The sequence below is a fragment of the Fructilactobacillus sp. X8R1C1 genome, assembly GCF_059900945.1.
Genome location: NZ_JBWXVH010000001.1, coordinates 164,184 through 177,582, shown reverse-complemented (window position 1 = coordinate 177,582; position 13,399 = coordinate 164,184). Strand labels below are relative to the sequence as shown.

Annotated in this window: 15 protein-coding genes and 1 riboswitch; all 15 genes read right to left on the bottom strand. The window is 36.1% G+C overall.

What is annotated here, in order from left to right; genetic code table 11:
- Positions 1-13: 13 nt before the first annotated feature.
- Complete coding sequence (locus AC6UD1_RS00965) at positions 14-1,279, bottom strand: tetratricopeptide repeat protein (RefSeq protein ID WP_500696671.1); 1,266 nt, start codon at positions 1,277-1,279, stop codon at positions 14-16.
- A 68-nt stretch (positions 1,280-1,347) separates the two neighbouring features.
- On the bottom strand, positions 1,348-1,623 hold the full coding sequence (hbs, locus tag AC6UD1_RS00960) for a non-specific DNA-binding protein Hbs (RefSeq protein WP_010021419.1): 276 nt from the start codon (positions 1,621-1,623) through the stop codon (positions 1,348-1,350).
- A 209-nt stretch (positions 1,624-1,832) separates the two neighbouring features.
- Positions 1,833-3,140: a ribosome biogenesis GTPase Der gene (gene der, locus AC6UD1_RS00955; protein WP_500696670.1), complete on the bottom strand. Its 1,308-nt coding sequence runs from the start codon at positions 3,138-3,140 to the stop codon at positions 1,833-1,835.
- Between the two features lie 66 nt (positions 3,141-3,206).
- Complete coding sequence (rpsA, locus tag AC6UD1_RS00950; protein WP_500696669.1) at positions 3,207-4,427, bottom strand: 30S ribosomal protein S1; 1,221 nt, start codon at positions 4,425-4,427, stop codon at positions 3,207-3,209.
- A 64-nt stretch (positions 4,428-4,491) separates the two neighbouring features.
- Positions 4,492-5,193, bottom strand: coding sequence for a (d)CMP kinase (gene cmk / locus AC6UD1_RS00945; RefSeq protein ID WP_500696668.1), 702 nt, complete (start codon positions 5,191-5,193; stop codon positions 4,492-4,494).
- A 30-nt stretch (positions 5,194-5,223) separates the two neighbouring features.
- Positions 5,224-5,886 carry a LysM peptidoglycan-binding domain-containing protein gene (locus AC6UD1_RS00940; protein WP_500696667.1) on the bottom strand — a complete coding sequence of 221 codons (663 nt, stop codon included), beginning with the start codon at positions 5,884-5,886 and terminating at the stop codon, positions 5,224-5,226.
- A gap of 58 nt (positions 5,887-5,944) precedes the next feature.
- The gene (locus AC6UD1_RS00935; RefSeq protein WP_500696666.1) at positions 5,945-7,372 is read right to left on the bottom strand and encodes a RecQ family ATP-dependent DNA helicase; all 1,428 of its coding nucleotides are present in this window, start codon (positions 7,370-7,372) and stop codon (positions 5,945-5,947) included.
- Positions 7,350-8,432, bottom strand: a complete 1,083-nt coding sequence (locus AC6UD1_RS00930) for a helix-turn-helix domain-containing protein (RefSeq protein ID WP_500696665.1) — start codon at positions 8,430-8,432, stop codon at positions 7,350-7,352. Before AC6UD1_RS00930 ends, AC6UD1_RS00935 begins: the two co-directional genes overlap by 23 nt.
- Entirely contained in the window at positions 8,429-9,073 is a 645-nt protein-coding gene (locus tag AC6UD1_RS00925; RefSeq protein WP_500696664.1) for an ECF transporter S component, read from the bottom strand. Before AC6UD1_RS00925 ends, AC6UD1_RS00930 begins: the two co-directional genes overlap by 4 nt.
- Positions 9,068-9,188, bottom strand: a riboswitch (FMN riboswitch). It overlaps the preceding gene by 6 nt.
- Positions 9,189-9,194: 6 nt before the next feature.
- Complete coding sequence (locus AC6UD1_RS00920) at positions 9,195-9,920, bottom strand: pseudouridine synthase (protein ID WP_500696663.1); 726 nt, start codon at positions 9,918-9,920, stop codon at positions 9,195-9,197.
- The gene (gene scpB, locus AC6UD1_RS00915; protein ID WP_500707092.1) at positions 9,913-10,476 is read right to left on the bottom strand and encodes an SMC-Scp complex subunit ScpB; all 564 of its coding nucleotides are present in this window, start codon (positions 10,474-10,476) and stop codon (positions 9,913-9,915) included. The genes AC6UD1_RS00920 and scpB overlap by 8 nt, the downstream gene beginning before the upstream one ends.
- Positions 10,477-10,484: 8 nt before the next feature.
- On the bottom strand, positions 10,485-11,207 hold the full coding sequence (locus tag AC6UD1_RS00910) for a segregation and condensation protein A (RefSeq protein ID WP_500696659.1): 723 nt from the start codon (positions 11,205-11,207) through the stop codon (positions 10,485-10,487).
- Complete coding sequence (locus tag AC6UD1_RS00905) at positions 11,176-11,556, bottom strand: riboflavin biosynthesis protein RibT (protein WP_500695617.1); 381 nt, start codon at positions 11,554-11,556, stop codon at positions 11,176-11,178. The genes AC6UD1_RS00910 and AC6UD1_RS00905 overlap by 32 nt, the downstream gene beginning before the upstream one ends.
- Before the next feature lie 42 nt (positions 11,557-11,598).
- Positions 11,599-12,486, bottom strand: coding sequence for a site-specific tyrosine recombinase XerD (gene xerD / locus AC6UD1_RS00900; protein ID WP_500693790.1), 888 nt, complete (start codon positions 12,484-12,486; stop codon positions 11,599-11,601).
- A 6-nt stretch (positions 12,487-12,492) separates the two neighbouring features.
- Positions 12,493-13,362 carry a CvfB family protein gene (locus AC6UD1_RS00895; RefSeq protein WP_500707091.1) on the bottom strand — a complete coding sequence of 290 codons (870 nt, stop codon included), beginning with the start codon at positions 13,360-13,362 and terminating at the stop codon, positions 12,493-12,495.
- Positions 13,363-13,399: the final 37 nt, after the last annotated feature.

Genomic DNA, 13,399 nt, shown 5'->3' with positions numbered 1-13,399 from the left:
GATCCTTATTTTGTTACTCGTAATCTTCTAAATCTTCAAGCATGTATGCCATTTCATCATCAGTCGGGACAAGTTTCACATAATGTTTTAACAGTTTAATGGTTTCCTTAATTTGACCATTCTCTCTGAACAATAAAATCGCCTCACGTAAAAAATCAGGATTATCATCAAAGTACGGAAGAGCTCGCTCATAGTACTTTTGAGCATCATCATACTTTTCAAGATGAGCATAAGACACCGCCAAATTCCAGTAAATTTGTGGATCGGTTTCTTCTTCTTTTACGTATGGGCTCAAAAAATCAACATTTTTTTGATATTCGCCCTGCTTAACGTACAAATTAGATAACTTAAGAATTAATTCCATGTTATCCGGATCAACCTGATGTCCCTTATTAAGATACTTCAGGGCTAGGTCTTCTTTTGAAAGTTTAGCAGCAACGTCTGCGGCTTTAATGTACATATTGACATTATACTGATCAACACTCATACCCTCCTGATAAACCTTTAAAGCATTTTCAGGTTCATTCATTTGAATGTATGCTTCCCCTAAGTAAGGATACAGTGAGGCATACTGAGGATCCTCTTCTCGCAACTGCTTGAACATCTCAATCGCTTTAGCGTAGTTTTTCAACTGTAAGTAAGTAAAACCCGTTTCAAATTTGACGTCTGGCGTCATATCAATGGGCTTAATCTGTTCAAGGTATCCAATAGCCTGCTCAAAATGACCTGCATTAGCGTATGCCACCCCTAACCTTTCAACCAAATTGACTGAAGAAATGTTCAAAACACCTTGTTTAATTATTCCCAAGTATATAGGAATGGCTTTATCAAATTGTCCGGTAGAAAAATACAATTCAGCCAGGGCAAATTTAATTACGTTTTCGTCTGGATCAATTTTCTCAGCTTCAAGTAACTTTTGTTCACTAACGTTATACATTTCCTGAGTTTGATAAAGATCAGCTTCAACCATCAAAGCATTAACATAATTTGGGGAATCAGGTTTAATCTCACTTAAATAATTAAGCGCTTTATCAATCTTGCCTTCAGAAATCAAAATATCTGCAATACTTGTTCTTAACTCGTCTTCCTCAGGATATTTTTTTAAAAGATCTTTATATATATCAATCGATTCGTTTAAAAAACCTAATGAATAAAGTTCTTCTGCTAACGAATAAATCATATCATCACTATCATTTACCTTGGCTTTTTTGATGTCATCGTTAAATTGACTCATATCACCCTTTTTTAGGGCGTCTAAGGCTTGCTCTGAATAAGTCATTACACATGTCCTCCTACTAATAAAAAAACCAGTACGCATAAGCGCACTGGTTAAACCATTAAATAAAACTATTTAACAGCTTCCTTTAAAGCCTTACCGGGTTTAAAGGCAGGTACTTTACTTGCAGGGATTTGAATTTCTGCACCAGTTTGGGGGTTACGTCCCTTACGAGCGGCACGATTACGTACTTCGAAATTACCAAAACCGATCAATTGTACCTTTTCACCGTGAGTCAACTTGTCTTGGATTGAGTCAAAAACTGCATCCAAAGCTGCGGTGGCATCTTTCTTAGTTAAACCAGTTGCCTTTGCGACATCATTAACTAATTCTGCTTTGTTGGCCATGTGTATTCACCTCCTGAATAGATGTTTTTTATGTAAAAAACACCCAATAAGTTAAAGATTAAGCCAGGGGAAATGATGTACTACTACATCATTTCTAGTCTTAATTTAGCATAAGAATGGTGTCATTGCAACAAATAATGGAAGTATAATTAACATTTACTAAAAAAATTTTAATATAATTATGATTAGAAGGTTGTTACCATTACTCATTACTTTCGACGCCTTGCTATCAAGTGAATTGGTGTCCCAGCAAAGTCAAAATTTTTTCTAATTTGATTTTCCAAATAACGTTTGTACGAAAAATGAAGTAGTTCTGGATCATTTACAAACAAGACAATCGTTGGAGGTCCAACAGCAACCTGGGTAGCATAGTAAATCCGAAGTCGCTTCCCATTTCTGGTTGGTGTTGGAGTAATTGCGATTGAATCCATGATAACATCATTTAAGGTTGACGACTGGATTCGACGTTGATGGTTTTCGTTAACTCGTTTAATCAAGGATGGTAACTGACTAACATGTTGTTTGGTCGTTGCGGATACAAAAATAATGGGTGCGTAAGCCAAATACTGAAATTGCTCACGAATATCAGCTTCAAATTGTTGTTGCGAGTGATTATCCTTTTTTAAAGCGTCCCATTTATTAACGACAATGATGACACCCTTGCCAGCCTCGTGCGCATATCCAGCAACCCGCTTGTCTTGCTCTCTAATGCCTTCTTCTGCATTGAGAACCATCAATGTCACATCACTTCCATCAATTGCTCTCATAGCTCGCATTACGCTGTATTTCTCGGTCTTTTCATAAACCTTACCACGTTTCCGAATTCCTGCGGTATCAACAATGGTGTACTCTTGACCATCATTTTCAAACTTAGTGTCAATCGCATCGCGAGTAGTGCCAGCTACATTTGATACGATCACCCGATTCTCTCCTAAAATAGCATTGACAAGTGATGACTTGCCAACATTTGGTCGGCCAATCACACTAAATTTAATACTATCATCGTCAGTTTCGTTAGCATTTTCTGGGAAATTCTTAACAACAGCATCTAACAAATCCCCCAAACCAAGTCCGTGAGAGCCCGAAATGGGATATGGGTCACCAAACCCCAAAGCATAGAAATCATAAATGTCGGCCCGACTTTCGGGATTGTCAATTTTATTAACCGCCAATACAACTGGCGTATCAGATCGATACAATAATTGGGCCACTCTTTCATCAGCGTCAGTCATTCCTTGCTTACCATTTACCATAAATATAATTACATCAGCTTCATCAATCGCAATTTCTGCTTGATCAGTAATTTGCTTAATAAATGGTTCATCAGCAACTTCAATTCCACCAGTGTCGATCAAATTAAAATTGTGACCAAGCCAACTCCCATGAGCATAAATACGATCACGGGTCACTCCAGGAGTATCTTCAACAATTGAAATTCGTTCACCAGCAATTCGATTAAAAATTGTTGATTTACCAACGTTTGGTCTTCCAACAATTGCTACAGTAGGTTTTGCCATTTTATATCACCTCTTATTTTTGAGAATAAAAAAAATCCTTCATAAATATGAAGGATAATTTTCTAATTACTCATTGTCATCATCATTTAATTCATTTCCAACAATGTCACCTAACGTAAAACCATTCTCTTCTTCAGGAGCATTATTAGTTGAATTATCACTCACATTTTTCTTTGGAGTTTTTTGATCATCTCTGGGGTCTTTTTCGAGAGCTTTCATTGACAATGCTAATCGATGTTCTTCAGGTTGAACGTCAAGGACTTTAACTTTAACGTCTTCGCCAGACTTCAAAACATCACTCGGCTTGTCAATATGCTTATGTGAAATTTGTGAAATGTGAACTAATCCTTCAACACCAGGGAAAACTTCAACAAAAGCACCAAAATCAACTAAGCGCTTAACTTTTCCATCAAGGACACTTCCCTTAGGAGCTTTTTCTTCAATGTCACTCCAAGGACCTGGTTGAGTTTGTTTAATTGATAATGAAATACGATTACGATCAGGATCAACTGAAAGAACTTTAACCTTAACCTCTTCGCCAACCTTCAAAACATCACTTGGTTTGTTAACATGTTCATAAGAAATTTCTGAAACGTGAACAAGTCCATCAATCCCACCAAGATCGACAAAGGCACCAAAGTTAGTCAAACGAGCAACTTTCCCTTCAACAACATCTCCGGGTTTTAGTGTGCTCATAATTCTATCACGAGCTTCTTTACGTTCTGCTTCAGCAATCGCTCTATGTGATAAAATCAAACGATTCTCTTCAGGGACAACTTCAATAATCTTAACTTCGAGTTCTTGACCTTTAAATTGATTTAAATCATCAACAAAGTGATCAGTAATCATGGAAGCTGGAATAAATCCACGAACTCCGTCAGCATTTACCACTAAACCACCTTTTACCGCACGAGTAACAGTAACTTTGATGGTGTCACCCTTATCAGATTTTTCCTTGATGTCATCCCAAACCTTGAGAGCCTCAAGTCTTCTGATTGAAAGAAGGTAACTTCCACCTTCCTTATCATCACCAATTCGAGATACAACAACAACCTTAACTTTGTCTCCAACTTTGTAGTTTGAAGTTGGGTTATCTTCCCTTTGTGCGGAAATTTCTTTCCTTGGAATAACTCCTTCAACACCAGCGCCTTCGATTCCCACGACTAATTGCTGGTCATCATCAATGGCCAAAATTTCACCATTAACAACATCACCAACGTTTACCTGCTTAATATTATCGAGAGCGGCTAATAAATCTTTGTTTGCATTAGTATCGTTTTCACTCATCAAACATTTCCTCCTTGCAACAACTCTAATTGCTATTTTATCTTAGTTGGAAATAAAATACCAGTTAATCGGCTTTATTATTTGAAAGTTGTTGAATTTTATTTTCGATTAATTGCGAAATTGCCGCAACCACGTCATCAATCGACATTGAAGTGGTATCAATTTCAAAAGCATCAGATGCTTTTTTTAATGGGGATATCTTTCGATGGGAATCCTTATAATCCCGTTCCTCAATATCTTTTTTAAGTTTATTGAGACTAACCGAAATTCCCTTTGCTTGATCCTCTTTATATCTCCGCTCAGCTCGCTCCGTAACACTGGCAATTAAAAAGACCTTTACATCTGCCTTTGGTAGAACCGTCGTGCCAATGTCTCTACCATCCATAACGATTCCACCATCTTTTGCCAAATCCTGTTGTCTTTTAACTAATTCGAAACGAATTGATCCAAGTGCTGAAACTGCTGAAACATTGCTAGTTACCTGAGGACTGCGAATATCATTTGTAACTTCTTTACCGTCAACAAAGACCTTTTGAACTGGATCACCCGGTTCAAAAGTAATCGTGGTTTTTTTTAAAAGATCAAGAAGGGTCTTCTCATCATTTAAATCTAATCCTAGTCTAATTGCTTTTAACGTAATTGATCGATACATTGCACCGGTATCACAATATATGTAATGAAATTTTTTTGCAACTAGTTTAGCTACCGTGCTTTTACCCGCTGAAGCAGGCCCATCGATTGCAACTTGTAAGCCGTTCTTACCCAAATGTAATCAATCCTTATCATTTATTTGTAATTATTTAACCCTTAAACTTTGTCCTGGATGAATCTGGCTGGATGAACTAAGTCCATTTAATTTTAATAACTGTTGCATACTAATACCCGCATTAGTAGCTACGCGATAAACTCCCTGACCTTTTTGAACCTTAACGTAATCATTACTACCAGCATTATCAGTGCCATTCGTTGTTTGGGCTGGTTTTTGTTGCTGCGAGTTATTAGCAGTAGATGATGAATCCCTACTTGGAGTCGTACTACTTTGGTTACTTCCCATTTCGTTTTGAACGGATGAAGATGAAGCCTCTTCAGATCCAGCACCAGATGAAACAGTATTATCATTTGTAGTATCCTCACTTTGAACACTACTTGAGTTTGCTTTCGGTTTCTTTGATTTCTGATCTTTATTCTTTTTGGGTTTTTCGTGGTGCATCTTACTACTCTGTGTCTTTTGACTGGCACTCCCATTTCCAACCGCACGTTCCTTAGAAAGCCCAAAAACAAGTGCAACAAGGGCAATAATTACAATAACAGAAACCAGCATAATCACGACTAATGAATTACTACGATGGTGCTTACGATACTCGGTTCTTGAAAGATTTCCATCTGGATCGGTATCATCTGAAAATGAATCATCCCATGGATCATTTTTTTTGTTATCTTTATGTTTGTCGTCCCTCATAAATACATCCCTCCAAAACTTCTATGGTGATTATATCATTTTTTGCGCCTAATTATTATTAAAAAAGTTTGTCCAAAATCTCATACCAAGTACCAGCTAAATTGGACTTTTCACTATTAACGTCTTTTAACAAACCAAGACTCATTAAATCAAACTTTTCACTTCCAAAGTCACAACAATCATCAGTGTGGTCATCAAAGTTCACATCAAATAAAGAAAGCAGAAGTTTTCGCCGACAGCCAGTATGATTAATGTACCGGACAACTTGCTTTAAACTTTGATCCTTTTTAAGGGTGACCTCAGAAAAAATCTGTTTGACGTCATCATTACCATACCCATGATTTAAATAGAACTGAAGGAGTCTCTTATTCTGCTCGCTCATTTTAGCTTTGGGATTTGAAAAGAAATTATCAATCTGTTGATCATTAGGAATGGACCTAACAATTAAGCTCTGTGCAATTTGTTCATCACCATTAGAGTAAAGTAACACTGCGATACTCTGTTTACCGTCTCTTCCAGCTCTGCCAATTTCTTGAACATAACTTTCCATATCAGTCGGCATATGATAATGGACTACAAATCGGATGTCTGATTTGTCAATCCCCATTCCAAAGGCGCTGGTTGCACAGATGACCTGAAGCTCATTATCCATAAATTGATGCTGAATCCGATACCGATCATCGTTACTAAGACCGGCATGATAAGCTGCCACTTTGATATCAGTTTGTTCTCTAAGTTTAAAAGCAACTTTCGAAGCCTTATCTCGGCTAGAGAAATAAATTATACCGGGATACTTGAGTTTCTCAATTAAATTAAAAAGATAGGCTTGCTTATCTTTTTCACTTGAACTTTTATGAACCGCAAGGAAAACGTTAGGCCGATCCACATTTTCAATTATTTCTTGAACGTCAGTTAACTTCAAATAATTAATGATATCTCTTTGAACTTTTTTTGAAGCAGTTGCCGTTAGCATTAGCGTTTGCGGATGTCCTAACGTACGAATCACCTGTCTTAATGACAGGTAATCAGGACGAAAATCAAGCCCCCACTTAGAGATACAATGTGCTTCATCAATCACCAATAAGCCAATTTTCAATTGCTTAATGCGGTTAAGCACATCAGAATTAGATAATAGTTCTGGAGAAACAAAAATATAACGAAACTGATCAAGATGATTCAATAGCCGGTGTCGCTTCGACCAATCGTTCATTGAATTTAAAGCACACACCCGCTTTTCTCCCATAAAGTTCATTCGACCAACCTGATCTTCCATAAGAGAAATAAGTGGCGAAACAATCACAACCGGCCGCTTAACTAAATACCCATATAACTGGTATATTAATGATTTACCTGCCCCAGTTGGCATGACTGAAAGAACATTTGCGCCATTTAATAGTGCAGAAATGGTCTTATCTTGACCAGGCTTAAAATCACTAAAGCCAAACTTGTTTTTTAATATTTGTTTAGCAAGTTTCATCTTGTTCATTATTAATTCCCTGTTTTGTCCGTTTGATTTCAAGTAATCTAAATTGAAAAAAACTAAACTGCTCTAAAACATCAGTTGGTAATTGATGATAGTCCCAGTCATCGACGTCCGTTCCAAGTAGAATACGCCTAACTTTTCTTTCCATTTGAAGGGAAATGAAATTTCGATAAGGAAACTTGTCATAATCAACGTAAATTGCAACTTCCAGAAGATGTTCTAGGACAGTTGACTCTCGTAGATTTCGCAGTTGTTCAACCTTTTTTATATTACCCAATCGTTCATATTCATCAAAAGTCCTTTTAGCACTACCAGAAATTGGATTTTTGAAAAGACCATTAAGTAATGGAACCATTACAGATTGATCACTTTGCTCAACAAAGTTCGCCAATTTTGCATAATTGATAAAATCAGCAATATAACTTTTGACTAACGATTGGTTTAAATTATGTGCAATCTGCTGGATTGTGAATCCATTAGTACTAAATCCAACTAATCCTTGAGCAAATAAATCAGCGTCATTTAGATCGAGTAAGGATAAAAATCGTTTCAACTCTTTCTTTAAATCTGTGCCAACTTGCTTGCGATCAATCAGTCGATAATATTTTTTAATAAAATCTTTATTCACTCCATCAACATTGACTGGATAATAGTGTCTAACGTTATGGACATGCTCTGAGATAATCTGAACAAACAACTGCAATCGTTGCTTAAAACTAACTAAATCAATCCTTTGAAAAGTATGTAATGAAAAAGAAAGATTAGAATCATCAATCATTTTAACTAATTCTGCTCTTTCTTTTTCTCCTTCAGACGTTAATTTAAACTGACCATGTTCAACTTCTTCCAGCAAGTTCGCACTAATCAGAGACTTAACATCTAATTCGTTTTTATTAAAATATCGTCCAACTCCAAGAAGGTCTAAAAGACCATATCTCATCGCCCAGTATAAGGTGGCTACCGTTTTCTTGCCTAACAGTAAGTTTTCAATTAATCGAGCCCTCCGTTTTTGGGTTGCACTAAAAACGAAAAGACCAAGAGCTTCATTTGTATTATTAATCATTTTTGATAAGATCGCTTATTAATCCATTTCTGCATTTGTTTTGCAATAATCACAAAAATCAATCCAATCACAATACCCTTGATTAAGTTAAAGGGAACTACTCCGTAAAGAATCGTTTTGGCAAGCGAAAAATCTAACTTTAAATTTGTTAGTTTCACATACAGTGGAGTACTAATGAACAAATTGGTAATACTCATGACAATTGTTAACGCCAGCGTTTCAACCAAAACAATCAAAAAGTCAATCCAGTGACTTTTAAATAAATATTTTCTCAAAAAGTAAAACACCAAAATCATTGTTAATGAGGCTAAAAGAGAGGTGGTCAACCCAATTAACTCAAGTGGTGAAAAACCCATCACCATCCAGTAAATAAATAGTTTAAGTATCACAGCTTCAATGGCTGCACCCGGTCCCAATAATAACAAACAAATCAAAATTGGAATATCCGAAAAATCCAATTTCAAATAACTCATGTATGGGATGATTGGAAATGAAATCAACATTAACAAAAATGAGATCGCACCAATCACGGCAGTTATAGTAATTCTTTTAATTCGATCGTTTTTAGCTATCATCACAATTCCTCCAATTAAACGTTCTTCAAAGTCAATTAGGGTAAATTGCGCCATAAAAAAACTCATCTTCTTTATACCAGACTTTACTGTCGGCAATGGGATTTCACCATCTCAACCAATTTTCATTGGGTAGTGGGCTGTAACCACCGATTGGGAATTTCACCCGACCTTGAAGACGTTTTATTAATTATTTAGTTAAAGCATACAAATCTCGTATTTCTCTTTTTCGGAGCCTACGAAACTCACCAGGTTGTAAGTTTTCTAAACCGATCCCAGCAAACTCTTCCCGTTTTAATTTTTCAACAGGATGACCAACTGCTTTCAGCATATCTTTAACTTCATGATTCTTACCCTCGTGAATCGTCAAACGTAGCACCGAATTATTCTTTGAATTACCAGCCTTATAAATCACCTCAACTTCCGCGGGTGCACTCTTATACTTGCCATTAATTAAAACACCCTTTCGAATTTTATTCAACTCATTGTGATCGAGTTTCCCAATCACCTTAACTAAGTACGTCTTTTTTACTTCATATTTAGGATGAGTTAACTGGAAATCAAGCGTTCCGTCGTTAGTTAAAATAATTATCCCACTCGTATCATAATCTAATCGTCCAACCGGGTATATTCGTTCAGGAACCTTTTTAAAAAAGTTCAAAACGGTCTTTCGATCCCTTTCATCCCTCACAGAAGAAATTACCCCACGTGGCTTATACAGGGCAAAATATACTAGATCTTCTTTTCTTAACGATGTTCCATCCACCTCAATCTTGTCAGTGGGTTCAACTTTTATCCCTAACTGATTAACAATCTTACCATTAACCTTCACATGTCCAGTACTAATAAGTTCCTCAGACTTTCGTCTCGAAGCCACCCCATCATGCGCCATAACTTTTTGTAATCTTTCACTCATTTCGCTGATCCTCCAATGGTTTCATTTTATCATCAAACATCTGACCATAATCTTTTGGATCTCTTTCTGCGTCTAAAGCTGGTAAATCATTAATGCTTTTAAGGTTAAAAGCGTTTAAAAAAAGGTCGGTAGTAACATATAGCTTAGGTTTGCCTGGTTCATCACGCTCACCCTTGATGGTAATTAAATTTTGTGCCAAAAGATTTCTAATTGAAATCAAACTATTTACGCCCCTCACTTCATCAACCTCAACGCGCGTTATTGGCTGTTTATACGCAATAATCGTAAGCGTCTCAAGTGCCGACTGCGTTAACAACTCTTCATCGGATTTAACAAACTTTTGAATTACTTTTGAATAATCCTTTTTAGTTGTCATATGGATAATGTCACCATTTTGTAAAATGCAGATGCCAAATCGATCACTTGAATAACGCTCACTCAACGAAGCAATACAGCTCCGAATGGTGGAATCATTTGCGGAAGTTAATTTTTTCAACCGTTCAATTGTCATTCCAGACTCTCCCGAAACATACAAGAGAGCTTCAATTTCTGCCATTAAATTCATTAATTAGATTTCCTTAATAAGATTTCTCCGTCATTACTGGTTTGCACAACCATAATACGATGATGTTTAACCATTTCCAAAAGTGCCAAAAAATCGGTCACTAATTCTTCTAAAGGAGAATTGGCCTCAAATAACTTGGAAAAATAGATTTCATGACTACTAGCTCTATTTATTCGTCTCATAATTACTTCACTTTGCTCATTAACACTAAAATTCCATTCTGAAACTTGTTGAACTGGCGGTTTAGAAGTTAACTGATATCGTTTAATGATCTTATTCCATGCTTGTTCCAACAAGCTAATTTCAAACTCATTTTCACCAATTGCAATCTCCGACTTATTAAAAGAACGAATCCTAGAATGATAATGATTTCGTTCTACTTCTTTTTTTTGCAACTTTTTCGACGCTTTTTTATACCGATTATATTCAACCAACTGATCAACCAGATCATCCCGTGGATCATCATCTAATTCATCATCAGTTTCTTTAGCTAACAACATTTTAGATTTAATTCGCATCAAATTAGCCGCCATTACAAAGAAATCACCAGCAATATCAAAATTTAAACGTTTCATTTTATTTAAATATTTAAAATATTGCTCAGTAATATCCTTAATGTCAATATCATAAATATCCATCTTTGCTTGTTTGATTAGATGCAGTAAAAGCTCTAGTGGACCATCAAAGTCATTAACGTGAATCTGTAGATTGTCTCTGTTCATGACCTAACTCCCATTTACTAATGACATCTTGCGTATTAAACGTTCCCATGATTTTTTTGTCGGGATATTCATTTTCAACACTATCAAGAATTCGAAATTCATTAAAAATATTGTTAGCATCTGGCGTAAGGGTAATCCTTCTAACAACCACGTTTTTCGGGTTGGTTTCAACTCCTACAATTCCAGCCCAATTTCCAAATCGATCCTTCCAAAGAAAAATGTCACGATTGTCAGCATTTCGATACCAATTCATTTCTTCCACAAGATGTTTCGTTTTATCGTTACTTTTAGAAAGTGACAACATCCCCATCACAATCTTTTCATAATCATTTCGATACCTGAATAGCATCGACATCACCTCAATTACTTGCTGTCATTACTCCATCTCATTTTATGCTCTTGGATGATATTTATCATACACCTGACTTAACCGCTCGTGGGAAATATGAGTGTAAATTTGCGTCGTGGAAATATCAGAATGTCCAAGTAATTCCTGCACAGTTCTAAGATCGGCTCCATTTTCTAAAATGTGCGTTGCAAAAGAATGTCGTAATGTATGTGGAGTAACGTTCTTTTTAATGCCAGCTAAACTAACGTAACGTTTAATCTTTTCCCAAATGCTTTGTCGACTAATTCGTCCACCATGCGCATTCAAAAAAACGTACGGAGATGTCCGGTGCTTAAGTAACTGTAATCGACTATCATTTAAATACTTAAATAGCCAATTCTGAGCAACTTCTCCAATTGGAACAATTCGTTCCTTATCTCCCTTTCCGATGGTCTGAATCAGATTCATTTCTAAATGAAGATCAGATAACTTTAAATTAATCAATTCAGATACTCGAAGCCCAGTAGCATACATCACTTCTAAAATGGTTCGATCTCTTACCCCATACTTGGTGTTCACATCCGGCATTTTAAGTAATCGATCAACTTCATTAACGGATAAAACATCGGGTAAGTGCTTGCCCTTTTTAGGAGTATCAATCTTGTTCATGGGGTTCTTTTTAATCACCTTAAATTCCATTAAATATTGAAAAAATTTACGAAGCGTTGATACAAATCGAATGATTGTATTACGAGACTTACCACTATTTTTCATTGTTTCCATGTAATTTAAAATTGCATACTGGTCGACATCTTTAAACGAACTGATGTGATTTTTTTTTAAATCCAACTCAAATTCCCTTAAATCTTGTCGATAACTTTTAATGGTATTGTCAGATAATCCTCTTTCTACTAGTAAATAGTGGAGATAATCTTCAATTTGATCATTCACTTACTTTCATCTCGTTTCAGTTAATTTAATTCCATCTGGGGTTTCGGAAATAACATGAGCCTTTAATAAATGCCCCAGGGCTCGTTTAAACTGAGATTTGCTGATTCCAAAGTAATCCTTAATTACTTGAGGGTCACTTTTATCGTTATAAGGTAATTCATTATTAGGCTTATGCTCAAGAATTGTCTGAATCATCTTGGCGTCCTCACCAATCACTTCATAAGATCGTGGTCTAAGTGATAAATAAAGCGTTTTATTGGGTCGGATTCCAATAATCCTAGCGTTTACTTTCTCTCCTAGTCGTGGTTGTTCTTCCTCTTCTGATTTGTCAATGAACCCTAAATTATAGTGATCCGTTATTACTTGCGTTCCCATCAGTTTAGGGTTAATGACCCAAGCATTAACATCCCGATTTTTCAATTTTGGATCATTAACTGGTTGGGAAATCGCTTTATATATCTGAGGATCAGCTAATTTACCCCAGATTCGATTCTTACTATCCTTTTTTAAAGCAATTAAAAGTTGGTCACCAACTTCTGGCCATAATGACTTAATATCCGGCAAATCATCAAGAGAAACAGCAACATCCTTATCTGGTAAACCGATGTCAACAAAGATTCCCAATCCAAATTTAATTCCAATCACTTTTCCCCATGCATAGCTGTCAATTCCAACATCCGGAACGTTTCGCGTGATTTTCATTTGATGCTTTTCATTTTCGTAGACAAATCCCTTAAAATTTCCACCTAATTTAATTGGCTTTTTTAACTCGCCCTTGTTTAAAGAATAGGTAATTCCGTTATTTTGAATGAAATACTCCTTATCGTTTTCATCAGTGACTTTTCCCGTAATTACGGTTCCCAAATCTTCATTCATATTAATTCTCCATCCCAGTGCTTTTAATGAATATTAT